This is a genomic window from Massilia antarctica, from assembly GCF_015689335.1.
GTDB classification, from domain to species: domain Bacteria; phylum Pseudomonadota; class Gammaproteobacteria; order Burkholderiales; family Burkholderiaceae_D; genus Telluria_A; species Telluria_A antarctica.
Map to the genome: position 1 here is coordinate 5,951,353 of NZ_CP065053.1, position 26,548 is coordinate 5,977,900.

Genomic DNA, 26,548 nt, shown 5'->3' on the forward strand with positions numbered 1-26,548 from the left:
TATCGTGCGCACGCCAGCGCCACATCGAGCGCGGACAAGCGGCCCTCCCCATGCCGATGAAATCCGCCAACGTGCTAACAAAAATTTCCAACGCCGTCACGGGAATGGCCATTTTCAAACGCGTCTGCTAACCTCGCTCCTGATCGAATGATCAGCGATGTGTCGAGGACTGCGCAAGCATCCCGGGGCCCGCTCGCCACCCGGACGACCCCAGCCCCGAATTGCGCGCGGCCCTGGTCGGACGGCGCCGGATACGCGAGGTTTCCGGAACCGCGCACTGCCTCAAGGCAGGCCGACAACCACTCATTGGAAACGTCACATGAACACACCCAAATCCGCTGCGAGATACCCTTCCGTCCACCTGCGCATGCTGGGCGCGGCCGCCCTGGCCCTGTGCGGCGCCGCCCAGGCGCAGGACACCCGCACCGTGCGCGAGCCGGTGCCGCCGCCCGCGTGCGCGGTGCTGCCCGCCGAATCGGCCCTGCCCGGCCGCGACGATGCGCCGCGCATCCAGGCCGCCATCGACACCTGCACGCCGGGCCATGCCCTGCATCTGGCGCCAGAGGGCGACAAGCGCGCCTTCACCGCCGGCCCGCTGACGCTCAGGAGCGGCGTCACCCTGGTCATCGACGCCGGCGTCACCCTGTTCGCCAGTACCAACGCCGCGCTGTTCGACCGTGGCCGCAACACCTGCGGCACCGTCGACGACGCCGGCAGCGGCTGCCGCCCGTTCATCACGGCCGAGGGCATCGGCGGCGCAGGCATCATGGGCGACGGCGGCATCGACGGCCAGGGCGGCCAGCGCATCGACGGCAAGAGCGAAACCTGGTGGCAGATCGCCCGCCGCGCGCAAAAGGAAAATCTGCGCCAGAATGTGCCGCGCCTGATCCAGCTGGACCGCGCGCGCGAGTTCACGATGTACCGCATCACCCTGCGCAACGCGGCCAACTTCCATGTGGCGATGAACCGGGTCGACGGCTTTACCGCGTGGGGCATACGCATCGACACGCCGCGCGACGCGCGCAACACCGACGGCATCGATCCCGGCTCCTCGCGTAATGTCACCATCGCGCACAGCCATATCCGCACCGGCGACGACAACGTGGCGATCAAGGCGGGCCACAACGGCCCGTCCGAAAACATCTCGATCCTGCACAACCGCTTCTACAGCGGCCATGGCATGTCGATCGGCAGCGAGACCGACGGCGGGGTGCGCAAGGTGCTGGTTGAAGACCTCGACATGGACGGCACCACCTCGGGCCTGCGCATCAAGAGCAACGACCGGCGCGGCGGCGAAGTCAAAGATATCGTCTACCGCGATGTATGCATGCGCAACGTGCAGTGGCCGCTGTATATCGATACCAATTACGCGCCAGGGCCGCCGGGCGAGCTGATTCCCGACTATGCCGGCGTGCGCATGGAGCATGTGCACAGCCTCACGCCAGGACGCAACGTGATCCTGCAGGGCTATGACGATAAACGCCCCTTGCGGCTCACCCTCGACGACGTGGTGGTGGACGGTAGCCCGGCGTTGAAGATCGACTTCGCGCGCCTGGCCGGCCGGATTAATCCGCCAGGCGCCGCCGGCATCGACTGCGGCAAGCGCCTGCTGCCGTTTCCGGACGATGCGGCTCGCGTGGCACGACAATAGCCACGCGTTTCCGTATTCCGGCCAACGACACGGCATCCCGACGTCAGCGCTTGCCTTGCGAACTTGTAGGACAGCTGCTTGACGGTCTTGAGATAAATCTTGTCCTTCAACCGTGCGGCCCGGGCATGCCCGGCCAACCGCATGTTGCGCGACCTGCCGCGCGGGTTGGCTTGTCGTCGCGACACGACAACGACGTGTCAACCGCTACGCTCGGATAAGCGCTATGGGTATGGCGATCCGGAACACCATCAGCGCAGCCAGCGCGGACATGATCCGGAATTTGCTCAATTGGGTAGCAGTGGGAGTGCGCCTGTGTGCGCGACTGTCACGTGTTGCGCGCATCGGGACCCCCGACAGCGCCCGCCGCCCGTCTCAACGCCGGATCAACCGAAAGGAAATTTGTCATGCCTGCACGCCCACACACCGCACCATCCGCGGGAACCTTCATCATCGTGCAACAGCGCGGGCATGATCGCATCCTGTTCGAAGTCAATGCCGGGAAAATGCTGTCCATACGCGTCGAACCGGAGGGCGACGAAGCGGCTTACACCGTCGCGGACGAGGACGACGCCGTTCACGCAGACCTGCCGATGGACACAAAATCAATGTGCTGATCGCGAGCCCGGTCACGCCACCGTCCATCGTTTTTTTGTGCGGGATGGCGAAGTGCCGGGCAATGCCCCCACACCGCGTAGATGAACTGCGCTCCGTAGCCCGCTTTCCGATCGGCTGGCGGCAGCCGCCCGGGGCGGCGTTTTTGTCGAGCAGGACCGCGGATTCCCCGAGCGCCGCCGCAGCGCAAAAAAATGCCTCAACAGTCAGCGTGGCCATGTCGTTCATCGAGTGCGATGGGATGCATTTGCAACCCTTTCGCCTTTTTCCTCGGGCAGCACGCCCATCGCGCACATGCCCGCGCCGGGTTCGGTCCCGTCCAGGAAGGAGGCGCTCGCGGATGCGGTACGGCGGCCATTGCTCAACGCGTGCGACCATGCGCTGCGGGGCCGTGCCTGGGTCTGGCGCCCGTCGTGCTGGCCCCCCGGTTCGGGAATCGGCCTGCTGGTCGCGTTAGCGTCCCCGGGTAAACCCTGCTCCGCGCCTGGACGCAAGCGGTTCGGTATCGTCCCTGATGCACTGCCGCAGGCCCTCTTGTTCTGCTTAACCGTGTCTGCCCGGCGCAACCGCATAAGCAGACGTGAATTTGGTACATTATTATGTAAAAGTACTTGTTTGTAGTCGAAAAACATTGCTATCGTGTCATTTTCCGCGGCGACCGCGCTGCGCGGATTAACTCCTTAAATCTTTCCCGGAAACTTACAATGCTTAAAAAACTGCTCTGTAGCACCGCCATGATGGCGTGCGCCATGTCCGCCCATGCCGAAGTGAAGGTGTTCGATTTCAGCTACCAGAATTTCATGAAGGATTTCCTCAATGTGCCTGATATCCTCAAGGGCCGGTTTTCGGCGGAAGACAAAAATGGGGATGGCGTGTATGGCGCAAGCGAACTGCTTACGTTCAAATTTGCCGACATCGACTTCGCACCCTGCGTCAATGCGGCGGGCGTCAGCACAACGACATGCTCGATCGATAAATTTTCCTATCAAGCAGGCGGACCGTTGAATTTTTCGGCGATCAAATCAGTACATAGCGATTTGGGCAACGCCTATTACGCAGCCAGGTCGGGCGACTCCTACGGCACTACTTTCTGGTCGCCCGACGGCGGCGCACCGTACGACACGGTATATGTCTGGACCGATGCCACGCAGTTTTCCATCACCGCCGTGCCCGAACCGCAGACCTACTTGATGTTCGGAGCCGGTTTGCTGGCCTTGGTCGGTGCCGCCCGCCGCCGCCCGACTTGTTCGGCGAAGTTCGCGGACTGACCCGGCCGCGGCGGAGTGCCTTTCCTGCTCCACCACGCTCCCCGAGGAACTTAACAGGGCGGAAACTGCCCTGAATAAGCCTCATGCTTCGGCCCCTTGCCACCAGATGGCCGCAACGGCCCGGGCATGACCTTAATAACTTCTCAGGAGCACCATATGACGATCACCACCAATGCACAACGCAGGCGGCTGCTGCAGGCCGCCGCCGGGATCGGCGCGGCTGGCCCGTTCGGGCTCGGCAGCGCCAGCGCAGCCGCGCTGCCACCGGCGGCGACCGGCAAGCCGGGCGATTTCGACTTCCTGTCGGGCCAGTGGACGATCCGCCACAAGCAGTTGAAGGACAAGAACTGGGAGTCGTTCGACGGCGAAGCGACCGTGATCGGCATGCTGGGCGGCCTGGCCAGCGTCGAAGAACTGCGCATCCCAGCGAAAGACTTCAGCGGCATGGGGCTGCGCATTCTCGATATCGAAAAAAAACTGTGGGCGGACCACTGGTGCAACCGAAGGAACGGGGTGCTCACGCCAGCCGCGTGGGGCAGTTTCACCAACGGCGTCGGCACCTGGGACAGCGCCGACATGGAAGCCGGCAAGCCGGTGATCACGCGCGGCGTGTGGGACCGGATCAGCCCAAGCGCATGCCGCTGGTACCAGGCCGTCTCGCGCGATGGCGGCGCCACCTGGGAAGAGAACTGGATCATGGACTGGCAGCGCAGCGGTTCGCCCGCCGTGACCGCGACATGATCTGACCGAATTTGCTATGCTCGCGCGACCAGGGCGGCGCAAGTGCTGGCCACGCAGGCGGACGCGGCCCTGTACGGCGCCAGGCTTGCGGGCAAAACCAGTATCGCGTCGCCTGCATGCCTTGACGATGGCATGCCGGCACTGACTATCGGCTACTTTCAAGGTGACATCATGACCGTGTTCGCGGATTTCCTGGCGCAGATCTCCGATCCACAGCAACGTGAACGTACGCAAGCCGTTCTCGATTGGGTAGGCCAAAAATTTCCGCATCTGGAAGGGAAAATCGCCTGGAACCAGCCGATGTTCACCGATCACGGCACCTTCATCATCGGTTTCAGCCTGGCCAAGCCGCATCTGGCGGCCGCGCCCGAAGCGGCTGCGATCGATCATTTTGCCGGGGAAATCGTTCAGGCTGGCTATGAGCATACCAAACTGTTAATCCGCATTCCGTGGAAGGCCGAGGTCGATTTTTCCCTGCTCGAGAAAATCATCGCATTCAATATCCGCGACAAAGCGCATTGCGGCACGTTTTGGCGCAAACAGGCAAAGCCGGTTTCTTCCTTGCTGGAGACCGGGGGCCGATAGCGCGGGAATCGCCGCACTTTGTCCGATCACCATCGCGCACGGTAAAATTAGCATATTGCAATCACCCTGTCCCCCTCATGACCATTTCCGCCGCATTTTCCCCGTCCCGGCTGCCGCGCCGGCTTGCCGCAACGATTGCCGTGCTGGCGAGCGTGTGCGCGCATGCGCAGCAAGACGCGGGGCAGGCGATTGCCTCACCCGCGCCAGCGCAAAGGGCCAAAGCCACAATGGCCGTGGTGGATTTCAGCACCTGTGCCAAGCCGGACTATCCCTTGGCCTCCCTGCGCGCCGGGCAAGTCGGTGCAGTCGTGCTGGCATTCCTGATCGGCAGTGATGGCACGGTCAAGGACGCCAAATTAGTCGCGTCGAGCGGATTTCCCTTGCTCGACATGGCGGCGCAGGACGGCGTCCGGCGCTGCAGATTCAAGCCGAGCCGGGTCGACGGGAAAGCGGTGGAAGCATGGATGAAAATGCAGTACGTCTGGTCGCTCGGCGGGCTCGACCCAGCCCAGAGCGCGGCCGCGCTGACCACCGCCCGGGCCGGTGCGGAACGGGGCGACCCCGCATCGCAGCACCATCTGGGGTTGATCTACATGGAGGGGGCTGGTGTGGCGCGCAAGCCCGCCGAGGCCGTTGCCTGGTGGCACAAGTCGGCGCAGCAAGGCTATGTCCCGGCCTACCTTAGCCTGGGGATGGCGTCGCAAACCGGAGATGGCGCTGAGCCAGACCCGGCGCAAGCCCTGATCTGGTTGCGCAAAGCCGCCGAGCATGGCTTGCCCGAAGCGCAGCACATGGTGGGATACATGTTGATGGGCGACGCCGGCGTGCCTGCCGACAAGGAGGCGGCGCGAGAATCATTTCGCAAGGCGGCTGCACGAGGATGGGCGCCTGCCCAGGCCCGCTACGGCATCATGCTGTTGGAGGACAACGTTCCAGAGTCGATGGAGCAAGGCCTGGCACTGCTGCGCAAAGCGGTGGCGCAAGGCGACAACGCGGGGCGGTTTTCCCTCGCGCGCTGCTATGAAACGGGACACGGCGTGCCGCTCGATCTGGCCAAGGCGGCGGCGCTCTACGAAACGGCCGCATTCGGCGGCAATAAGCCGGCGCAACAAGCCATCGCCATGATGTACGAACGCGGCGAGGGTGTCGTGGCCGACGCTGTCAAGGCGGACCAGTGGCGCAAGGCTGCGGAAATACCGATCCCGCGCCCACGCTGACCCCGAACCTGCCGGCGACGAATGATTTTTCCATCGAGAACGCCATCGTATGAAATGGACCCAATGAAATTCTTCCCCGAGCCTGCATGACCTTCCCTGTCCCACTCCCCCGCTTGCCGCGCCGGCTTGCCCTCATGCTTGCCGTGCTGGCGTGCGTGTCCACCAACGCGTTTGCACAAGACGCGGGCGGGCAGATGCCGGTCGATGTGCAAGCCCCGCCCGCGCAGAGCGCCAAGCCGGTCAAGCCCGCGATCAAGCCCGGTTCCTGCGCCAAGCCGGTGTTCCCCAAAGCCGCGCTGCGCGGCATGCAGGAAGGAACGGCCACCTTGTCGTTTTTGATCGGCACCAGTGGCGCGGTCGCGGATGCCAAGATCGTCAAGTCGAGCGGTTTTCCTTTGCTCGACATGGCCGCCATCGATGGCATCCGGCGCTGCGTGTTCAACCCGACCATGGTCGACGGCAAAGCGGAGCAATCGTGGATGCAGATGCAATACGTCTGGACCCTCGACGGACCAAGCGCGGCCGAGGCCGCCGTCCCGCTGGCCACCGTGCGCGCGGCTGCCGAACGCGGCGAGCCCGCATCGCAGCTGCGGCTCGGCGCAATCTACATGACTGGCGAGGGTGTGGCGCGCGCCCCCGCCGAAGCCGTCGCCTGGTGGCGCAAGGCGGCCGACCAGGGCGACCTGAAGGCGCATCTGAGCCTGGCCAGGGCGCTGCACTACGGAGACGCCGGCAAACCGGACCTGGCGCAAGCCATGACCTGGTATCGCAAGGCCGCCGACCTGGGCATGCCCGAGGCGCAGAACATGCTGGGATTGTTGCTGTTCGAAGGCACAGGCGTGCCCGCCGACAAGCTAGCGGCACGCGAGTGGTTTCGCAAGGCGTCCGCGCAAGGGTGGGCGCGCAGCCAGGCGTACTACGGCAAGCTGCTGTTGGACGACAACACGCCGGAAGGCATCGAGCAAGGCGTTGCGCTACTGTCGAAAGCTGCGGCGCAAGACGATTTCGTGGGCCAGTATTTCCGCGGACAATGCTACGACACGGGGCGCGGCGTGGCGCAGGATAAAACCATGGCGGCGACCTTGTTCGAAAAAGCGGCGCTCGGCGGCAGCAAGCCTGCGCAGCGACTCATGGCCACGATGTACGAACGCGGCGAGGGTGTGACGGCCGACCCGGTCAAGGCGAAGCAGTGGCGCATGGCCTCGGAGATACGTCCGCCGCGCCCGCACTAAAGTCAGCACGGCTTGGCGGCCAGGGCCGCGCGGATGGTGCCGACCTTGTCGAGCACCGCGCCGCGCGTTTCGTGCGCGCGCGAGACCACCTGCACGTCGATCGACAGCAGGCGTGCCAGTGCCGGCGCCAGCGCGCGATACGCCACGCCGATGCGCGAGGTGGCCTGCATCGACTGCGGGCACAGGGCCACGCCCTCGCCCGCCGCCACGGCGGCCAGCAGCATCGTGAAATCCTTCGGTTCGAGGCGGCGCGGAGCGGCGTAGCCGACCTGCCGGAAGCTGCGTTCGCACTTGTCGTAAAAGGCGGGATTGTCGGTGCGCGAAAACCAGAACAGGGGCGTGGCGCCCAGTTCGGCCAGGTCCACCTCGCTCTTGGCGGCGGCCGGATGGGAGGCTGGCAGGACCACGATCATCGCTTCGCTGCCGACCGTCTCGAGCGCCAGGTCGTCGCTGGGCGGGACGATGTCGCCGACGATCGCCAGATCGAGCTCGCCGCTGCGGACCCGCTCCACCAGGCGCTTCGACCAGGCGCGCTCCAGCGCCCGTCCGCCGGTAAAGGCCGGATCGGTGACGAGCGTATTGAGCCCGGGCATCAGGCAATGATTGATCACGCTGGTCAGGCCCATGCGCACCGTGCCGGCATCGTCATCGCGAAGGCCGGCCTTGACGCCGGCGACGGCGGCGTCCAGCGCCAGCAGGATCCTGCTGGCCTCGTCCTTGAAGGCTTCGCCGGCCGTGGTGAGGCTGACCCGGTGGGTGTCGCGCACGATCAGCTGCACCCGCAGCATCTCTTCCAGGCCCTTGATCTGGCGCGACAGCGGCGGCTGCGACATGTTCAGCAGCTCGGCCGCACGGCGGAAATTGAGTTCCTGCGCAACCGCAAGATAGCACTGCAAGGTCCTGGTGCTGGGTAAGTGCTTCGACAGCATGAGCATGACAAGGTCTCCGGAACCGGTTCTTCGTTGCCTATTATCCCATCCTTCCGCGACGCCGGTCAGCCCGGCGCCAGCGCCGCCTCGCGCGCAACGCTACGCCACGCCAGGGTCGCGCCGAGCCGATGCGAGGCCAGGCGCAGCACGTCGCTGGGATTGAACACTGACGGAGCGGATGGCGCGGCAAGTTCGTCCAGCAGGCCGCGTCCCAGCCGGACGAGCCGGCGGTAGCCATCGCCGAGCCAGGGTTCCCACATCGATCCGAGCGGCTGTTCGAGAATGTTCCCCAAGCCGTACGAGGGACCAAAGCCGAAGCTGACCGGATTGACCTTGCCATCGGGTTCCAGCACGAGCACGCCGAGCAGGTCGGCCGGCCGCGCCTCCGCGTCGCCGGCATCGGCGGCGCGGGCGTAGAGCATGCAGGGCCGCGCGAGGACGCTGTTGCGGTGCACCAGGTCGGTGTGCACGCCCATCTTCCCGGCGTAGGCCGCCGCGAGCAAGGTGCCGGCCAGGTACAGCAGGTTGGCGTCGCCGGGGCCGAGCACCGCGTCGGGCATCGTGGTGAGTGCGCGCCCCGCCGCCGAGATCGGGTGCAGCTGGAGCGCCGCCGCGCCCTGGTCGCAGGCCAGCGCGGCCAGTTCGTCGATATCGTCCAGGTTCTCGCCGCTCACGCCGCAGATGATGTGAAAGCCGATGCCGGCGTCGGCCAGCAGGCGGATGCTGTGCAGCACGCCGGCGAAGGCGCGCGGACGGCGGCGCAAGGCGTCGTGGGTGGCGCCCAGGCCGTCGATGCTGACCGCCACCGTGCCAACCTGGCGCAGGATGTCCAGGTTGTCCCGGTGCGGCACCAGCAAGCCGTTGGTGATGAGGGCCGTCTGCATGCCGCAATCCTTCGCCAGCGCCACGACATCGGCCAGCCACGGGTAGAGCAGCGGCTCGCCGCCCGAGATGGCGAGCCGGGTGTAGCCCCACGCCGCAGCCTGCCGGATCGCGCTACCAGCCTGCTCGAAGCTGAGCAGGCCGGCGGCGTGCGGCGCGCTGTCGGAATAGCAGTGCGCACACGCCAGGTTGCATCTGCGCAGAGGGTGCAGATGGAAGATGGCGCTGGCGGTCGGGCCGGCGCCAGGCGTGACGGCGGCGGGGTTCATTTCAGGCCGACCCGGACATGCATGCGCCAGAGATCGCGCACCGGAATGCCGTAAGGGAAAATCTCGATGCGGCGCAGCTCGGGATGCTTCTGGATTTTCAAGATCGCCGCCTCCAGCCCGGCCATCGGCACCGAGGTTTTCAGGACCAGGGCGTCGGGCGTCGGCATGCCGTCCGGGAAGATATCGTCGAATTTGAACCCCATGCCATGCAGCTCGGCCACCGAATCGGTGAGGCCGGCAATCTGCTCCTTGGTGTAGTGGTAACGCAGGCGCGCCGTCAGCGCGGTGTTCAGGTCGTTTGGCTTAGACATGTGCGGGCTCCATGATGGTGTTGGTGATCAGAAGGGAAAGGTCGGACAGCAGTTTCAGTACGGCATCGTATTTGTCGATGGTAAAAACCAACAATTGCAGCGCGTCGGTCAGGGCCTTGCTACGCGCAACCGTCTCTGCCGACGGCGGCCGGACCTGGATTCTTTCTTGAAGGATGTCGATGATGGCGTTGTTGACCGTGTTGCGGCGCTCGCGCAGCTTGGCCAGCACCATGTACACCTTGGCCCGGTCCTTCAGGCTGGCAGTTTCGTACTCGATGGTGACGTCGGCGATAGCGCGCTGCAAAATGGTTTCGACGCTTTGCAGCCAGGGAAGTGCTGAGTCGGACATAGTGTTTCTCCTGGTTAGTGGATGGACTTACTGCGGAACTGCGAGGCCGGTACTCTTTGGCAGCTCCTTGGCCGTGCTAGCGGCGATATCGGTTGCCGCAGCCTGGTTCTTCTTTGCTTCTTCGCGCACCTCTTCAAAAAACGATGCCGCCAGCGCGGCGCGCTCGGCGAACGGCAATTCCTTGCCCAGTGCGCCGAACGCCTTGCCGGTCGCGCCGAGGGCCTCGCCCACCGGAGGAAGCGGCGTGACCAGCTGGCTGATCAGTTCCTCGACGTGGGCCACACCCGCTTCCTTGGCCGACACAGTGGCGCCCAGCAATGCCACTCTGCTGCGCAACTGCCTGAGCGCCGCCAGCCGTCTGGCCTGGCCGCTGAACTCATATAGCTGATCGTCGCCCGGCAAGTCGAGCAGGCGTACGTTGTAGCTCTTGATGTTGTCGCCGAGCTGCTCCTTGCGCATATCGTCGACGGCGGCCTGGCGCCTGGCGTAGAGCGCCAGCTCCTGCTTGAGCTGGGCGCTCAGGGACAGGCCGTGCTGCGCCTCTTCCAGCGCCACCGGTGAGGTGGCGCAGCCAGCGAGCAGCAGCGCGGCCGTGATGCAGGGTAAAAAGCGGATCGTCATTTGTTCACTCCTCGTCCAATCCAGAGCAGGGACAGGGCCTGGACCAGGTCTTTGTAATCGGACGCTTTCTGGCCCGACGCCGCGTACGCCACCGCCTGTCCCGCTGTGGCATCGATCAGCACCGCCCATTGGCCGGCGTTGGCCTGGGCGAAAGCGAGCTGCCGTTCACGCTTGAGGTCGCGGCGCAGTTCTTCGAGCCGCAAGGTGCGGGCGCGCTGGTCGCCGATCGCATAGGCATAGCGGCCGGCGGCGTCGTACAGCGCTGCCCGGCTGTCGGCGTCGTCGCAAGGGGGACTGACCTTAACCGCAGGAAAGGCTATGGCGTCGACGAAGCGCATGCTCCTGTAGCAGCCTTTGAGTGTGTCGAGTCGTGACCGCGCCACCAGCAGTTCGACTGCCTCGGCCACCCTGGACGCCTGGGCAGCCCGCACCAGTTCAATATCCTTGCGAACCAGATCGGCCTGGACCGTGGCCAGGTCGGCGCGGTTTTTCTCCAGGTCGCGCCGGATCAGCAGACTCATCGGAACCAGCGGCTTGTCCAGATCGGCGAGCACCTGGGCATCGTCGGCCACGCGCGTGACAAGCACCGCCGCCAGTTCGGCGCGGCTGGCATCCTTGCCGGGATCGGCGCTGGTACCCAGCTTGCGCAGGATGGCATCGATGCGCTTGATCCGGTCGTCGGCAAGCGCCTCGTTGCCGAGCACGTTGTTGAGCATCGCTATCCGTGCCAGCACGGCGCGCACCTTGTCGCCGAGCACAGTCAAGCGCTCGGAAGGAGCGGTGCCGGGCTGGCTAGCGCGTACCGCCGCCGCATACGCCTCCAGCGAGGCGCGGTACTGCGCCATCAAGACGTCGGCCTCGGCAGCGAGAGCAGCGTGCTTTTGCTCGAGCTCGACTGTGTTTTTGGCGCTGGTGAGCAGCGTGCCGGCCGGTAGCTTGGCGATCAGCGCGTCCTGATCGCGGGCGAGCGCTACTTCGCTTGCGCACAACGTGCCGAGCTCCTTAAGATACTCGGCGGCATACTTGCTCAGCTCGCCGCTACCGGGGGCATTAACAGCACGGCAGGATGGTGCGTCGGCGCCGTCCGCCTTGAGCAGTTTGCGGTAGGCGGTTTGCCTGGCCCGGTTCGCCTGCAGTTGCAGTGACAGGCTCTTCCATCCCTTTACCACGACCAGGAACGCACTGGCGTCCGGCACAGTAGCCAGTTCCTTGAGCTGTTCGTCCAGTATCGAATAAAACGTTCTCGCATTGGCGTTGTCCTTGGCGAGGGACGCATCGAGCAGCAGCACCAGTGCGCTGTCGACCTCGGCGCTGCGGCCGGCGGCGATGCTGTCGATGTCCGCCTTGAGCAGTTTCTTGCGCTGCTCATGCATGGCCACGAAATAGCCGTTCAAGTCCACTTTCGCCCACGCCGCCTTCAGGTCCTTGCCTTGCTGGTCGCGCTTCTCGCTGTACAGGTGCATCCCGGCGCAGCCCGATAACGCCATGCATAGCGACGCGCAGCCCAGTCGATGAAAAGTATTCATGTTGATTCCCTTGTCCGCATCCGATGGAAGGCAGTCCGGTTGGCATCGCAGTCCGCCGCCCGGTGACTGGAGCAAGTATAGGAAGTTGCACCAACGAGCGAAATTGTCCGAATGGCCAGTCCGAGGGCCCATTCCGAATGGACAATGTGCTAGCCTTACGGGGTCAGCTGGCCATTCGGCCCAGTGCCGGACTGAGCACTAGTCCGGACGATGTCCTCAAAGGAGCCCGTCGTGCGCTTGCTGCTTGTCGATGACCACAAGATGTTCACGGAAAGCCTGACCATGGCGCTGGACCGCCTGCAAAAGGGCAACACGCTGTTGGTCGCGCAAAGCCGCGAGGAAGCACTGGACTACGCCAGCGCCGGTCAGTGTTTCGAGGTGATTTTGCTCGACCTGCACATGCCCGGCAACGACGGCATGGACAACCTGGCCGTCCTGCGCAAGACCTACGATACGGCCTGCATCGTGATCGTCTCCGGCGAGACCGATCCGCGCATCGTGTTCCAGACCATCGAGCATGGCGCCGCCGGCTATGTATCCAAGGCGTCCGACCTGAACACCTTGCTGGAGGCGCTCGAAACCGTGCTCAACGGCGGCGTGGCGCTGCCGAGCAAGCTGCCGCGCCCGCAATTTCCGGGCGCACTGCCGCCTTCGCGCCCGCCGCCTTCGCACAATGCGGTGCTCGACGCACTGTCGCCGCGCCAGCGGGAAGCCCTGTTCAGCGCGATCCGCGGCCAGAGCAACAAGGTGATCGCGCGCGAAATGTGCGTGACCCCGAGCACGGTCAAGCATCACCTGGCCATTGCGTTCAAGGTGCTGGGCGTGCTCAACCGCACGGCGGCGGTGTACGAGGCAAACCGGCTGCAACTGTTTCCCGACACGGAGTCAAGCCAGCCCAGCTACCGCGCGCCGGAGCGCACCCACAGCGCCTGCTAGGGCGCTGCGCGGTCGAAGGTGCAGACGATGTCCCAGCGGCCGCCGCACTGCTCGGCCGTGACCAGCGCGAAACCGTCGCCTTTGGCATACACCACCTCCTCCACCTTGCAGTCGAAACGGCCGGGAAACGCGCCGGCCGGGTCCGTAAAGTCGAAGGTATCCCCGCTGTCGGCCAGGTCTTCCGCGATCGAATTGGCGAACGGATAAGGCGCGTACAGGGCCGAACTGTGAAACGAGCGGATGGTGACCGCCGGCCCGGCGCCGGGCGGCTGGACCAGCAGGGTCGCCGTGCACGAAAGATGCTCGTCGCCTGACAGGAACACGACATTGCGCATGCCATGCCCGCCGATGTGCGCCAGCAGGCGTTGCATCGACGCCGGATAGCCATCCCACGCGTCCGAGCGCAGGCAGTGCGCGCCCGGACCGCCGTGGACGGCACGCAGCCGGCGCGGCACCAGGATCGAGGGCGAGGCGATGAACTTGGGCCGCTCCGGATCGGCCCGGTGCTGGACCAGCAGCCAGTCGAGCAAGCGCGTGAACTGGCGCTCGCTCATGATGGAGTCGCTGGCGGCCGTGGCCGCGGAACGCGGCATGCGCTCGGTGCGGGTGTCGGCGATGAAAAAGGCAAAACCCCGCAGCGGCATTCCCGTCTCCAGGCAGTGCGGCGTCTGCGCCGCCCCCAGCGAAGGCACCAGCGCGTTGGTGCGCTGGAAACGCAGGTAGCCCGCGCGGCCCGCCGTCAGGTTGGGGTCGACCCGGCGCGCATGCGCCAGTGGTTCCCAGTTATCCATGATCTCGTGATCGTCCAGCATCATGAAGGTGGGCAGGCGCCGCATGACCGACTTGACGTGTTCGTTCGCAAACAGCTTTTCGTAGGGCTGCACATAGCGGTCGTCCAGCGCGCTGGGATCGAACAGGCCGGCCGTGGCGTCGCTGTAGATCTGATCGCCCAGCAGGAGCAGGAAGGCCGGCACCGTGCCGTCTTCGTTGTCGAGCCTCCGAGAAAGACGCTGAAAGGAAGCGAACGCCGGTTCCTCGTCGAGCAAACCGGCCGGGTACTGGCAACTGCCCATCGCAAAGCACAGGCGCGCTGGCTGCTTGCCGGTGGCCCCGGCGCCGAAACCGAGCAGGCCCGGCACCAGCGTCGTCGCCAGGCTGGACGCCAGTTCGCGCTCGATGCTGACGACAATATCGTCGAAGGTCTTGTCGACGAAATCGAGCAGCTCGGCGAGGATCGCCGCCAGCGCCAGCGGGTTGCCCGGCAGGATGGGCGGGGTGCTCATGGCGCGCCGCCCGCGCAGCAGCCCCATCAGCTCCCGGCCGCGCAAGGACGAATGGAGGAACTGCGGCAAGTCTACCCTGTTATCCCAGAAGGTCGGCTTTCCGTCATAGAAGAGCAGCATCAGTAATCCGTCCGCGCCGTCCGGCCGCGCCGGCGCGAATTGCATCCAGCCATTGTCGTCGCCGGCGCCGGCGTAGAGCTGCAGGCCGCGCCACAAGGCGGCCTTGGACGAATCGCCGGACGTGCCGGACCATATGCGGTAGTGTTCTCCATCAACCTTGACCGGAATAAAGGCGACCAGCAGCGCGCGCGTGTAGGCGGGGTCCGATCCGGCCCCGACCTGGAAGCCATTCGGCGTGTCGACACTGGTGCGTACCGGCCCGCTCCAGGGCGTGCGCAGCGCCCAGCGGTCGACGCTGGGCGAGTCGCTCGTCTTGTATTGCGCCAGCGAAGTCGATTCCGGTCCGATGAACGCATCCACGGCCGCGAACACCTTGCGCGCGTCGCGCCCGATGAAGCAGTCCTGGTGGCCGAACCCTTCCATCGGCCGGGTGACATAGGCGAACAGCGTGTCCTTGAACATGGCATCCATGCGGCCCAGGGTGGCCGGATCGGACAAACCGTTGTCCAGGCCGTGCACGCTCATGGTATCGAAGATCCAGCGTTTCTTGATGTCCTCGCGCGACACGTACACATTGCGTCCGGCGCGGTTGGTGATGGTTTTCAGGCGCGCGAAATGCATCGCCTGCGAGACCGTTTCGATGCTCAGCGGGCCGAAGAAATCGTCGATATGGTCGAGCACCGGCCGGTCCACATTGCACAGGCTGAAGTCGCGCCCGTAGAGCGCGTCCATCCGGTGGCGCGTACGGACGAAATCAGCCTTGCCCCACGGCCACCACGGGTTTTCCACATGGAATTCTTCCGTTGGATACGGGGTGGTCGCCAGCAGGCGGTCGATTACCTCGTCCATGAGGCCTGGTTCGCCGTCGATCCGGAACGCGAAATCACGCAGCGGCAGCAAATGGCGCAGGTAGCCGAGCAGATAGGCGCGGAAAATATTGGCTTGGCTAAATACCACCAATGGTCCCACCTGCGACAACACCAGGCGCCGGATGCTGCCATTCATCGCCCGCCGCTCCGCCGCAAAGCGCTCGCCTGCGCGCGGCTCGGCCAGGATGGCCATGCTGATCATGGCCGCGCCCATGCAGTGGGCGACCACGTCCAGATAGCCGAAACCGCTGGCGCGGCAGATATGGTCGATCGCGGCCGGGATGTCGGCGTGCGCCGCATCCTCGAACGTCCACGGGTGGCGCGCGTGCGGCATGCCGCTGCTGGTGCGCAGGTCGACGATCCAGATGTCGCGTTTTCGCTTCCACAAATAGCTGGCCAGGTTGGGCTTGACCTGCGGATGGGCAAAGGTGGTGCCGCTCGCGCTATAGCCGTGGATCATGACCACCGGCGGGCGATCCGGGTCCTGCTGGTCGCAGCGGTAGCGCGTCAGGCGCACATGCACCGGCGTGCCGTCAGGTAACTGGTCAACTTCGAGCTCGGTGATTTCCGGATGCGGCAGTCCGGGGATGATGCCTGGCAGGCGCGCCGGCGCCCGCATTGGCGTCGCATCGGGCTTGCGCAGGCTCCACACATGAATGGTGAGCAGCAGGCGCAGCAGGTAGGCGCCGAGCGAGACCACATCGGCCAGCGCGGATGGCTGGTCCTGCTGCTCCAGGATGCGGAACAATGGCACGTTTTCACGCACCAGGAAATTGGTGTCGAGCTCCAGCTCGGGCCGGGTGCCTGTTCTCAGGCAGGGGAAGGCGCCCAGCTCCATGCGCATGAGCTGGTTCCAGGGGTTCGAGGCGCGGGCGTAGGTAAAGCGCTTGGTGCCGAGCATCGGCTGGCCGCTGAATTTGCCGGCGTCCAGGCGCGTGCCGGCCACGTCGGCGGCGCCGATCACGAGGGCGTACTCGAACAGGCGCACTTCGCCGGCGTGCGAGGCCACGGCCATGGCGTTGTCGTAGCGCGTACGCACGTCGCCCCACAACTGGCGGGCCGTCTCGCGCGTAAACGACAAACCGCCGCGCGAGAAGCGCTCGGCGCCCCACTGCCATAAGTCGCGCAAGCCGCGGTTGAGCAGCCAGGGCAGCAAACTGTTGGACCGGCGCCGCTGCGGCGTGGACGCTTCCCGATGGAAGAAATGCAAGGTGCCCGCCACGCCAGCCTTGAGCAAGGGCGGCGGCGGCATCTCGCCCGGCACGTCGCGTCGCATTTTCCAGTCGTCCCACTGGGTGGCGTCGAAGATGTCCAAGGTGCTGGTCGCGGGATCGACCTGCAAGGCGCGCTGGATGGGTACCGCCTTGCCTCCCTGCGGCAGCACCAGGGCGGCCAGGTCGATGGTGGAAAAATGCAGGCTCAGCTCGATTACGCAATGCAGCTTGACGCCACCGCGGTCGACCAGGGTGGCCGGGCCGGACATGCGTTCGATGAACTCGGCCGTGGTCGGGCGTGCTGTCTCAGGTTCCTGTTCTGGCCGGAAGCGCGGCCGGATCACCGGCATTGGTGCGGCGGCCGGCGCCGTACTCCACTCCCATTTCCGTTTCAGCTTGTCGACCGCCCGCAACGCCAGCGCGGTGATGGTCAGCGCTGGATTGACACCGAGCGCGCCGGGCAGGATGGCGCCGTCGAGCACCATCAGGCCGTCGTACACGGCACCGTCCTCCCCGGCCTGGGCGCGAAACACCTCGCCGCAATCGTTGACGACGCCATCGAGCGCGTTCGCGCCGATGGCGCAGCCGCCCAGCGGATGCACGGTCAGCAAGGGCCCGCGCCGGTTCGCCAGCAGGAATTCCATCGATTCGGGCAGCATTTTCCACAGTGGATTCGGGAGAATGGTGCCGTTCGGACCGGGCCCGGGATTGCCGCTGTCCGGTGCGCCGCCAAGCACGCGCACCTGGTCCTCGAACAGGGGATGATCGCGCAGCGCCGGCCAGCGTACCCGGATCGCGCCGTCGCCGCTGTCATCGTTCTTGCCGCCGACCAGTTCGAGCGCGCCGCCGGCGCCGTCGTCGCCCATCACGGCCAGCAGCGCGCTGCGCCGCAGCCGCTCGGGGTCGACCGCGCACGGGTCGCGCTCGTCGGGCAGGCCGCTATGCGCGCCGCTGTCGCGCCGGCCGAGTTCATGCAGGCTGTTCGCGGTGGTGGCGATTTCCTCGAACAGGCGGCGCAAGGGACCCGGCACCGCCATGTCCTCGACCAGCAGGTCGCCGAACCGGCCACGCAGGTCGACCATGCCGGTGATCGTCGGCCCGACCTGGCGCTCGCGCGGCGCCACGCTCTCGACGGCGACGCCATTGATCTGATCGAGGCCATCGTAGGCGACCGCGATCATGTCGCCGTTGCTGGAAAAATTCTGCCCGATCCTTGCCGAGAACCTGAGCTCCTCGCACTGGGAGCGCAGCAGGATTTCGGTGGAGCCGAAGGTGCCGGCCGCCAGGATCAGCTTGCGCGCCCGGATCTTGTACGGCAGGTCGCGCCGCGTACGCAACTGGGCGTCGGTGTAGTTGACGTGCACGCACCAGGCGCCCAGCCTGGCGTCGCGCTCGATGCGCAGCACCGTGGCCCCGGTGTAGAGTTTCGCGCCCTGCTTCCATGCCGTGTACAGCAGGTTGGTGTCGAGCGACTCCTTGGCGTTCAGATTGCAGCCGGTGGCGCAGTCGCCACACATGGCGCAGGCCGACAAGCCCACGCCGCCGGCGCTGGGGCGCTCGCTCATGGCGACCGTGATCGCGGCAGGGCTGAACACGCCATCGTTCGCTTGCAGCCGGCCGGCCATCTTGCGCAGGGCTTCGTATTTGGCTGGTACCGGGCCGGCGTGCTTGGCTATCGTATTCGCCTCGCCGCCGACGCGCGCGCCCAGGGCGTCGAGCGCCCTGGCGAAGTACGGTTCCAGGTCGCCCACCAGCGCGGCCAGTTTCTTGAGCGGCGCCCCGCGCGGGCGCACCATGACACCGGCATTGATCAGCGATCCGCCGCCCAGGCCGTTGGCGACCAGCGCGCTGACGTCGCTGCCGACGCGCACATCGAACAAGCCCTCGCGCTCGCCGCCCGGAGCGGCCTCGTTGGGCGTGCTGAACCGCACGTGGCCGGCCAGTTCGCTCATGCGGCCGGGGAAGGAACCCGGCAGGTATTCCTTGCCGCGTTCGAGCACCCAGACCGTCACCGGCTTGCCATCCTTGGCGCTGCCGGCCAGCCCGGCCGCCGCCACCGCACCGCCGTAGCCGCTGCCGACGATCAGTACGTCGACATCGATCGCCGGCTCGCCCTCCTCTTTCAAGGTGGAAAACAGCTGTTCAACGCCTTGCGAGAGCCATGCCGGCGCCCGCTTATTGCTGTTCGTCTGGTCCATGGCACGCGCTCGCTTGAAGTGCGCTGGCAGCGTTCAGGGCTTGCCTGAGAACGTCGGCAGCGACGGGTTTGTGAAGCAATGGAAGACCGGCACTGTTCGCTTCGCGCAGGCGGTCGGGTGCGGTGTCGCCGCTGATCAGGATGGCGGGCAGGCGCGGGTAGAGCTGGCGCAGCGCCGCCACGGTGGCCAGGCCGTTGTCGCCGTCGCGCAGGCGAAAGTCGACCAGCAGCAAGTCCGGACACCAGTGCGCGCCCGCCGCCAGCGCTTCCGCGGTGCCGCCGGCCAGGGTGACTTGCGCGCCCATGCCTTGCAGCAAGGCTTGCATGCCGGCGCGCACCGAGGCGTCGTCGTCGACCACCAGCACATGGCGGGCCGCGATCGGAGCGGCTGGCGCGGCTGCGCAGCGCGGGCCGGCGACCTGCTGGCCGAGCTGCTCGCATATCAGGTAAAAGCTGGTGCCGACACCGGGAAACGACACCATTTCCAGGCGCATGCGCAGCAGGTCGGCCAGCCGGCGCACGATCGACAGGCCCAGGCCGAGGCCCTTGCTCTGGTCGCGCTCGGAATTGCCGAGCTGGTAAAACTCTTCGAACACGCGGTCGTGCTCCGCGTGCGGAATGCCGATGCCGGTGTCGACCACGGCCAGCACCACCTGTCCGCCCTGCCCGTCCAGGCTCAGGCTGACCGTGCCGCTGGTGGTGTACTTGATGGCGTTGTCGACCAGATTGCACACCAGCCGGCCGAGCAGCACTTCATCGGTCACGATCAGCGGCGCGCAGCCGCAGTCGAGCGTCAGCTGCAAGCCCCTGGCCTGGGCGGCCGGCAGGTATTCGTCGAACACGCACGCGAGAAAAGGCGCCACTTCCAGCTGCGCCGGCCGGACCTGGACGATGCCGGCGTCGAGCTTGGAGACGTCGAGCAAGGCGTCCAGCTGGCCCGACAGGGTTTGCAGTGCTTGCCCCATGTGGCGCGCGATGTCGCGGCTGGTGTCGTCGAGCGGCTGCATGCCGAGCGCGCCGGCGAACAGGGATAGCGCATGCACCGGCTGGCGCAAGTCGTGGCTGGCCGAGGCCAGGAAGCGGGTCTTGGCGCGGTTGGCCGCTTCGGCCGCGCTGAGCGCCGTGTTGAGCTGGGCGTTCAGGCTGGCCTGCTGGAGGCGGATCTCGAACGATTCGCGAAACAGGCGGAACGAGTCGCTGGCCAGGGCGATCAGCACGGCGCCGAACAGGGCCAGGATGAGCGCGGTGGCGCCGCCGATCCAGCCGCCATGGCCCATCAGCGCCCATTGGGCCACCAGCGGCGCCATCACCGGCAGCAGGAAGGCGAGGAACACCGGGCGGTAGCCGGCGGTGGTGGCGACCGAGCCGGCGCACAGCCCCACCAGCAGCAAGGACTGGATGGCGCGCTGGAATTCGGGCAGCGCCGTGAAAAACAGGAGCGAGAGCGCGTGCGTGCAGCCGTTCAGGGCGCTCAGGGCGATGCAGATTTGCAAGCGGCGCGCGTCGCTCAGGTCCGACAGCGCCGGCAGCCGTCCCAGGATGATCCAGCGGGCCACCAGCACCAGCGCCACCAGCAGCAGCCAGGCGCCGAGGTACACGGTGGGAATCCGTCCCCATGCCAGGGCGGCGATCATGAGCGCGCCAAGGAAGACGGGGATCGGCACGCGCCGGCCCTGGCGCGCGAGCAGCCGGAGCAGCTCGGCTTCGAGGCTGTGTGCGGTTGCATCCCTGACTTCTGACGTCATCAAGCCACCTTTTAGCGAACGCATCACAGGTGCGGCGGCGCCCCGGCGGCGCGAATCTCATGACATTACAGCAAGTGGTTTGAAAAGCCAACTGGCCAATAGGCCAAGCCTTCAGGCCAGCACGGGGGCCTTGTGTGGGCCTTCCAAGGGAGATATCAAAAGGCGGCGCGGCCAAGGTTGCCTGGCCAAGGATGTCATCCCGATGCGTACCGGTCCTTGCCATCGGGAAGTACGTATCGTCGACATGCCTCTGCGACGGCACCCATGCATTGGAAATTGCGCTGCGCTTCCCGCAGCGTCATGTGATTGGGGCCGCTGGGGCGGTCAGGGTCGCTTGTCCCGTCATCTTCCCAAAAGCAGACGCGGCAAATGTCGTACGCACCACTTTCTTGCAAGCTCCGGTATCCGCAACAGGGGCAAGTCGCCAGCTCCTCAACATCACCCTCGATCGCTTCATCCCATCCCAGGAGGGCGGTCTGTTTTTTCAGATATGCGTTGACAACTCCTGTGTACGCGTAAGCCAGGGCAAGTTGCAGAAGAGGATCATAGACCTGGTTTGCCGGGTCCTGCGGTTCGTCGGAGCGTGACATCATCAGCTTCAACAGATCGGGAAGACCATCGTAGTCAGGATCATCAGCATCAATGGACCACCAGTCGAGCAACAAGCCCGCTCGCTCCTCGAACGACAGTCGGGCCAGATCGCGGTGTGCCAACAGCTTGATTGCTTCGTTTCTTGTCATAGGCCATCATCTTAAGCTGCCGCACGCACGCTTACCCTGTCCCCGCCATTACAGCATGTCGTTGGGACATGCATTGCCTCGTCGATGTTCGTCCTGGCCGCAACCAGCCTGATATTCGGTCCGTGCTCATCATGGGCGATGACACCATCTTTAAACGCCGCATGCAAGGTGGTGCGGTGCAGATAAGGTACATGGTCGCCCTCAAAATAGGTCTTGAGCAGCAGCTTTTAAGTCGCTTGTTTCACCACCATTGTCTTCGTATAGGAAATCAATTCCCCGATGTTGAGTGCTCGAGATCGTCGGCGATATCACCGAGATAGCTTCGGATGTCGAGCGACGCCGTCGCGGTCGGATGAACCCACATGAGCCCGAACGCTTCCGCAACGGGAAGCTCGCGCAGATTGCAGTTTGCGGGATCGAGATCCGAATAGACGTTGACGGGTAGCTGAACGACATGGCCCAGCATGTCCGGTTGGCGGCCGCGCTCTCGCAGGGCCAACAGCTTGCGCATGAGAGCCACTTGTGTTTCGTGCTTTATTGGAATGGCCATATTGTTGTGCCGGCGAGGGCTGCCGCGCCGGCACAAGGTACTCTCACACAAGACCCTGGCCAGCTGTGCGAACGCATGGATCGGATCAAGTTCCCGCGTCCTCGAGAAAGTGCTGGCTAGTCACTGCGCACCACGGTGCCTTGTGCGATAGCGCAGATTTTCTCCACCCCGTCTTGCACCGCATAGATCTCCGCCGAGCAAACGGCCTGGCGCTTTCCGACGCTCTTTGCCTGGGCGCGAGCGATCAGATGCGTTCCCGTCGCGGGTCTGACGTAGTTGATCTTGTACTCGGATGTCAGGGCATTGCCGCCGAGCGCTACGCCACCGGCGAAGGTAATCGCGTTGTCGGCGAGGTAGCTGACCACCCCGCCATGCACGAAACCGTGCTGCTGTTTCAGATTATCAGTGATGTCGATGCGGATTTCCGCTTCAGTCGGTCCGGTGCTGACGAGCTTGGCCCCCAGGAATTGGCTGAACGGCTGGGCTTCAAAGATTTCGCGTGCAATATTGTGAATGTCGGGCATGTCAACCTCTTAAAGAAAACGGTAAGAGCCGTGGAAATCGGGGGGCATGCGTTGGCGTACGAGCGCAATTTCAAGCGCAACAAGCCGAACTGTTGCCGCTCGAATGCCGCTGCCGACATGCGCAGGTATTGGACATATTCATTCGTCTTATCCGCCCCGGCCATCGCGATCAGCTCCGGTTTGACGGCCTCGCCGGGCCAGCTCCCTCGCAGTCGTTGTGAGGGCAACTGGCCGCATGCCGGCGCTCACCCCGCCGGCACCATCGATCAGGCGCGCGCGCCCAACTGCCGGCGCCGCATCGCGCCCAGCGCCACCAGGCCGACGCCCATCATCAGGTAGCTGGCCGGCTCGGGCACGACCTGCACCGAACCGTTATCGGCCCTGACCGCGATCTCGTTCTGGTGGGAGTCCAGGAAAAGCACGTCGGAAAACGTCAGCGCCGCGCTGCCCGCGGAGAGCGCGTTAAGGCTGATATGCGCCAGGTCGCCGCTGCCGGAAGCACCGGCCCCTGCACCCAGCCGCGTGTTGAACACGAACGAAATCATGCCGGTCGCGTTGTCGATCACGCCGCCGTCGCTGAAGGTCGGCCCGGCCGTGCCCAGGAAAGCGCCCTCGGCGACACTGTTCGCCTTGAGCAAAGCCGCGTCAAAAGTGAGCGTGAACTGGTAGCCGTACAGGTCCGCAATGTCGGAAATTCTCACGGCCAGGTCCATCGTCGAGCCCACCGTGGCCGGCGCTGGTGTGGCGCTCAGGGACAGCGTTGGAATAGCAAAAGCCTGGGTACTGGCGGCCAGCAGCATGGCAGCCAGGCATTTCTTCAAAATCGTCATCGTGTTTATCCTATTGCCCCGAGGGGCGTGTTGTGCGGTAGCGGCCGGCCGGATGCGCGCACCCGGCCGGCCGCACAGGGTCAGTTGCAGGAAGTGCCTTTCGACAGGCGCTGCGCTACATAAGTCAGGTCGCGTGCATTGACGACGCCATCGGCAACCACATCGGCGCGGACGTCAAAGCCCGCCTCGCCGCTGCGCTTGCCGAACGATGCCTTGACGATCGCCAGGTCGGCGCAATCGGCAGTGCCATCGCTGTTCAAGTCGCCCGCCAGGTGGATCGTGAAGTCGGCATTCGACACGTCGAAGAACACGTTGCCGACCGCTTCGACCTTGATGCGCGCCGCTTTCGTCGTCACCGCCGGCAAGCTCACCTTGGCGCTGCCGTTGTTCGGCACGCCGTCGGCCAGCTGGTAAGGCCAGGTCTTGCCGCCGTCAATCGAGAGCGCGATGTTCACGCTCGCCGTGTTCACCGGCGCAACATTGGTGTTGGCAACATTCCAGGTGACTGTCTGCGCCGTGCCCGCGTCGAGCGTGACCGCCGTGTCGAACGAGGTGACCAGGAACGGCCCCGCGTTCGGCGCCAGCACCAGGCTGGTGCTGGCGCTGTTGACGCCGCCCCTGCCGTCGCGCGCCGTCAGCTTGAAGTTCAAGGATGGCGGCGAGGCGTTGGTGCCAGCCAGGCCGACGTAATCGGCGGTCGGCAGGAACTCCGAGTAGCAGTCGATATCGGCGCCGCTCGGCGGCGTGGCGGCAACGGCACAGGCACCCGTGACCGCATTGGTGTTGTTGGCCAGGATCTGCGCCATGTCCGGGAACACCCGGGTCGGGTCGGCCGTCGTGTGGTTCTCGCCCGCCGAGTTGTATTCGAGCGAACCGGCGTTGGTCACGACTGCGCGCGTGCCGAACTGGCGGAACAGCGGGCCATTGAGCTTGGTGTTGCTGATCAAGCCGGTGCCGCTGGCGGCGCCGCGGTCGTTCTGCTCCCACATGTAGGTGATCAAGTCGCCATCGGCATCGGTCGCGCTGCCGGTCAGGGCGAACGGCGTGCGCAGGGGGATCGTGTAGCCGGCCGCCACCGTCACGACAGGGGCGATGTTACCCGACGCCGACACGGCGCCGCCGCGCGTGGTCGGTCCGCCCTTGGCGACTTCACCCACCAGGCCGCTGCAGCCATTGCTGCAGTCGACCAGCTTGAGTGCCGCCACATTGGTGCCGGCGAGGGCACCGTTGAAGGTCACCGTAAATGCCGTGTCCGACAGTGCGCTGACCGTCACCGTGGCGCCAGCCGGCCAGCCCGGGCTGCCTTCGAGCGCGGCCTTGACCCCGGCCGTGGTGTAATTGGTGCCCCGTACGATCGGCGCCGACAGGTTGCCGCTGACATTGATCCGGAATTGCTGGCCTGCCGTATTGAAACCCCTCAGTGCCACGACCTGGACTTCGTTCAGGGCCGACTCGGCGCTGGACGTGTAGGCCACGATTTCGTCGAGGCTGCGCTGCGACCAGTACGGATCACTGTGCGGCTGCAGGTTGTCGGTGCCGCAGATGCCGGCGTAGGCCATGATCGACGAGCCGCTGCCCACTTCCACCGAGGTGCCGCCATTGCGGTTGCCGCCGCTGCAATTGGAAGTGATGCCGTTGAAGGTATGGTTGCCGGAAAACTGGTGGCCGAGTTCATGCGCCACATAGTCGACGGCGAACGAGTCGCCGACCGGCTTGGGCAGGCCGGTGCAGCCCTGCGCCTTGGCGCTGCCGCCAACCACGCCGAGGCTGGCAATGCCGCCGCCGTTCAGGCCGAGCGCAATGTGGCCGACGTCGAAGTTGCTCGCTCCCGCCAGCAGGCCGGTCACGACCCGGGTGCGCGACAGGGTGGAGCTGGCGCAGCCTTCCGCCTGGGTGGGGGTGTAGCACGCCGCCGCGCCGCAGGGGCCGTCGGTGCCGGTCATCTGGGCCGCAGTGTCGAGGTTCAGGGCATCGGTGGCGTCGATCAGGGTCAGGCGGATCGCCGTTTCATCCTCGTAGACCTGGGTGACCCGGTTGATCAAGGTGACCTTGGCGGCCGTGACGTTGGCCGCACCGCCGAAGTAGCTGGCGTAGTTGGGATCGGTGACCAGCGCCAGGCGGTAGGTGCGCAACTGGTCGCTGACGACGGCATTCGGCGTCATGCCGCCATCCATCACGCGGAACGGGGTGGCGCTGGTGGTCTTGCCGTCGGTCGCGCTGACCTCGAAGGCGCCGGAACGGCCGGCAGGCAGGCTGGCCGTCACCACGCCCTTGCCGTCGGCCGTGGCCGCGACGCTGTGCAAGGTGGCGGTGTCGCCTTCGCCGCGCACGCTCAGGTTGACGCTCGCGCCCGGCGTAAAGCCGGAACCGCGTACCTCGACCACATCGCCCTCTTTATAAAACGAATGCGACAGCGCCAGTTGCGATTCGGCCTGCGCGCCTTCGACCAGCGGGCCGTGCGAGTTGATCAGGTCGATACGGTTGTAGCTGGCGTACATGCTCGTGTCGAGATGGTAGTACGGGTCCACATACCAGGCGCCATTGGCCGAGCGCACCGAGGCGTGCAGGCCCAGCGGCGTGATGTCCATGCGCAGGGTGGCGCTCGGATCATCAATGCCACGGCCCTTGTAGGTCTTGATCTCGGGGTGTTTGGCGGCCAGGCCGGCTTCCATGATGGGCGATTCGACCAGGGTGAAACGCTGGTAGCCGCCATCCGGGTGCGGCAGCGAAATCGTCTGGGTGCTGGCCAGCGCGCTGCTGCCGCGTTCGAGCGGGGCGTCGGCCAGCAGCGACTGCATGCCGGCCGCATCCAGGGTGGCGCCGCGGAAGCGCTTGAGAGCCAGGGCCGGCGTGCGGACGCTGGTGGCGCTCATCCGGTTGGCGGGGGCTGCAACGTCCTGCCAGTACGGCGCGGCGCGCTGGGTCGACACGGCCGCTGCGGCGGTCGGTCCGGCCGCGCCAGCCTGCGCGAATGGCGCGGCGGCAAAGGCAAGGGCAATACACAGGGCAAGAGAGGATTTCTTGCATGCGGCGCTACGCGGATGGTGCAATCCGCCGTTGTCTAACGGATTCCAAGGCTTCATTGTCATGCAGTGCCCTTTCGCGGCTGGGTAACTAGTTATTCTTCGGTGAGATGAGTTCCTGTACTTTTTTGCGGCCGTGCGGGCACACTCCTCTGCGCAAGCGAGTGGTCCGGTTTTGCTGCAACTTGTGCAACAAAACTGTCGTCATAATATTGTCAAATTTCCACTTTGCACAAGAATAATTAATTGCTTATTGCAAATTCAGCGACACAAGGATGGCGGGCAGGCCAATGCGCCGCATAGTTATGCGAATGGCATGTCCGC

Annotated in this window: 21 protein-coding genes; 8 read left to right on the forward strand and 13 right to left on the reverse strand. The window is 65.4% G+C overall.

Annotated elements, in window-relative coordinates; genetic code table 11:
- Window positions 1-319: 319 nt before the first annotated feature.
- From IV454_RS26200 to IV454_RS26230, 7 genes are all read left to right on the forward strand, one after another.
- Window positions 320-1,651 carry a glycoside hydrolase family 28 protein gene (locus IV454_RS26200; RefSeq protein WP_229521850.1) on the forward strand — a complete coding sequence of 444 codons (1,332 nt, stop codon included), beginning with the start codon at window positions 320-322 and terminating at the stop codon, window positions 1,649-1,651.
- A 404-nt stretch (window positions 1,652-2,055) separates the two neighbouring features.
- The gene (locus IV454_RS26205; RefSeq protein WP_206088552.1) at window positions 2,056-2,265 is read left to right on the forward strand and encodes a hypothetical protein; all 210 of its coding nucleotides are present in this window, start codon (window positions 2,056-2,058) and stop codon (window positions 2,263-2,265) included.
- Between the two features lie 702 nt (window positions 2,266-2,967).
- A complete protein-coding gene (locus IV454_RS33095) occupies window positions 2,968-3,531 on the forward strand; it encodes a PEP-CTERM sorting domain-containing protein (RefSeq protein WP_229521852.1) in 564 nt (187 codons plus the stop codon).
- 156 nt (window positions 3,532-3,687) lie between these two features.
- A complete protein-coding gene (locus tag IV454_RS26215) occupies window positions 3,688-4,272 on the forward strand; it encodes a hypothetical protein (protein WP_206088553.1) in 585 nt (194 codons plus the stop codon).
- A gap of 42 nt (window positions 4,273-4,314) precedes the next feature.
- Window positions 4,315-4,857 (forward strand): iron chaperone, encoded by a 543-nt coding sequence (locus IV454_RS26220; RefSeq protein WP_282961375.1) that lies wholly within the window; start codon window positions 4,315-4,317, stop codon window positions 4,855-4,857.
- Window positions 4,858-4,934: 77 nt separating this feature from the next.
- Complete coding sequence (locus IV454_RS26225; protein ID WP_206088554.1) at window positions 4,935-6,074, forward strand: TonB family protein; 1,140 nt, start codon at window positions 4,935-4,937, stop codon at window positions 6,072-6,074.
- Between the two features lie 86 nt (window positions 6,075-6,160).
- Window positions 6,161-7,306: a TonB family protein gene (locus tag IV454_RS26230; protein ID WP_206088555.1), complete on the forward strand. Its 1,146-nt coding sequence runs from the start codon at window positions 6,161-6,163 to the stop codon at window positions 7,304-7,306.
- A 2-nt stretch (window positions 7,307-7,308) separates the two neighbouring features.
- On the opposite strand, the gene IV454_RS26235 is transcribed toward IV454_RS26230, so the two are convergent.
- From IV454_RS26235 to IV454_RS26260, 6 genes are read right to left on the reverse strand one after another with little or no spacing between them, the layout of a single operon-like run.
- Window positions 7,309-8,241, reverse strand: a complete 933-nt coding sequence (locus IV454_RS26235; RefSeq protein ID WP_206088556.1) for a LysR family transcriptional regulator — start codon at window positions 8,239-8,241, stop codon at window positions 7,309-7,311.
- A 59-nt stretch (window positions 8,242-8,300) separates the two neighbouring features.
- Window positions 8,301-9,386 (reverse strand): radical SAM/SPASM domain-containing protein, encoded by a 1,086-nt coding sequence (locus tag IV454_RS26240; protein WP_206088557.1) that lies wholly within the window; start codon window positions 9,384-9,386, stop codon window positions 8,301-8,303.
- On the reverse strand, window positions 9,383-9,697 hold the full coding sequence (locus IV454_RS26245) for a hypothetical protein (protein ID WP_206088558.1): 315 nt from the start codon (window positions 9,695-9,697) through the stop codon (window positions 9,383-9,385). Before IV454_RS26245 ends, IV454_RS26240 begins: the two co-directional genes overlap by 4 nt.
- Complete coding sequence (locus IV454_RS26250) at window positions 9,690-10,046, reverse strand: hypothetical protein (RefSeq protein ID WP_206088559.1); 357 nt, start codon at window positions 10,044-10,046, stop codon at window positions 9,690-9,692. The genes IV454_RS26245 and IV454_RS26250 overlap by 8 nt, the downstream gene beginning before the upstream one ends.
- Window positions 10,047-10,073: 27 nt before the next feature.
- Complete coding sequence (locus tag IV454_RS26255) at window positions 10,074-10,667, reverse strand: hypothetical protein (RefSeq protein ID WP_206088560.1); 594 nt, start codon at window positions 10,665-10,667, stop codon at window positions 10,074-10,076.
- The gene (locus IV454_RS26260) at window positions 10,664-12,193 is read right to left on the reverse strand and encodes a hypothetical protein (protein ID WP_206088561.1); all 1,530 of its coding nucleotides are present in this window, start codon (window positions 12,191-12,193) and stop codon (window positions 10,664-10,666) included. Before IV454_RS26260 ends, IV454_RS26255 begins: the two co-directional genes overlap by 4 nt.
- A gap of 231 nt (window positions 12,194-12,424) precedes the next feature.
- Here IV454_RS26260 and IV454_RS26265 point away from each other — a divergent pair, with 231 nt between their 5' ends.
- Window positions 12,425-13,129 carry a response regulator transcription factor gene (locus tag IV454_RS26265; RefSeq protein ID WP_206088562.1) on the forward strand — a complete coding sequence of 235 codons (705 nt, stop codon included), beginning with the start codon at window positions 12,425-12,427 and terminating at the stop codon, window positions 13,127-13,129.
- Here IV454_RS26265 and IV454_RS26270 read toward each other — a convergent pair.
- From IV454_RS26270 to IV454_RS26300, 7 genes are all read right to left on the reverse strand, one after another.
- A complete protein-coding gene (locus tag IV454_RS26270) occupies window positions 13,126-18,813 on the reverse strand; it encodes an alkaline phosphatase D family protein (protein WP_206088563.1) in 5,688 nt (1,895 codons plus the stop codon). The two genes, IV454_RS26265 and IV454_RS26270, sit on opposite strands and share 4 nt — an antisense overlap.
- Window positions 18,791-20,557: an ATP-binding response regulator gene (locus IV454_RS26275; protein ID WP_206088564.1), complete on the reverse strand. Its 1,767-nt coding sequence runs from the start codon at window positions 20,555-20,557 to the stop codon at window positions 18,791-18,793. The genes IV454_RS26270 and IV454_RS26275 overlap by 23 nt, the downstream gene beginning before the upstream one ends.
- 194 nt (window positions 20,558-20,751) lie before the next feature.
- Window positions 20,752-21,297: a CPCC family cysteine-rich protein gene (locus IV454_RS26280; protein ID WP_229521854.1), complete on the reverse strand. Its 546-nt coding sequence runs from the start codon at window positions 21,295-21,297 to the stop codon at window positions 20,752-20,754.
- 268 nt (window positions 21,298-21,565) lie between these two features.
- A complete protein-coding gene (locus tag IV454_RS26285) occupies window positions 21,566-21,808 on the reverse strand; it encodes a Rieske (2Fe-2S) protein (protein ID WP_206088565.1) in 243 nt (80 codons plus the stop codon).
- Window positions 21,809-21,963: 155 nt separating this feature from the next.
- Window positions 21,964-22,371: a PaaI family thioesterase gene (locus IV454_RS26290; RefSeq protein ID WP_206088566.1), complete on the reverse strand. Its 408-nt coding sequence runs from the start codon at window positions 22,369-22,371 to the stop codon at window positions 21,964-21,966.
- A 266-nt stretch (window positions 22,372-22,637) separates the two neighbouring features.
- A complete protein-coding gene (locus IV454_RS26295; RefSeq protein WP_054262839.1) occupies window positions 22,638-23,201 on the reverse strand; it encodes a cohesin domain-containing protein in 564 nt (187 codons plus the stop codon).
- Between the two features lie 80 nt (window positions 23,202-23,281).
- Window positions 23,282-26,290, reverse strand: coding sequence for a M12 family metallo-peptidase (locus IV454_RS26300; RefSeq protein WP_229521856.1), 3,009 nt, complete (start codon window positions 26,288-26,290; stop codon window positions 23,282-23,284).
- Window positions 26,291-26,548: the final 258 nt, after the last annotated feature.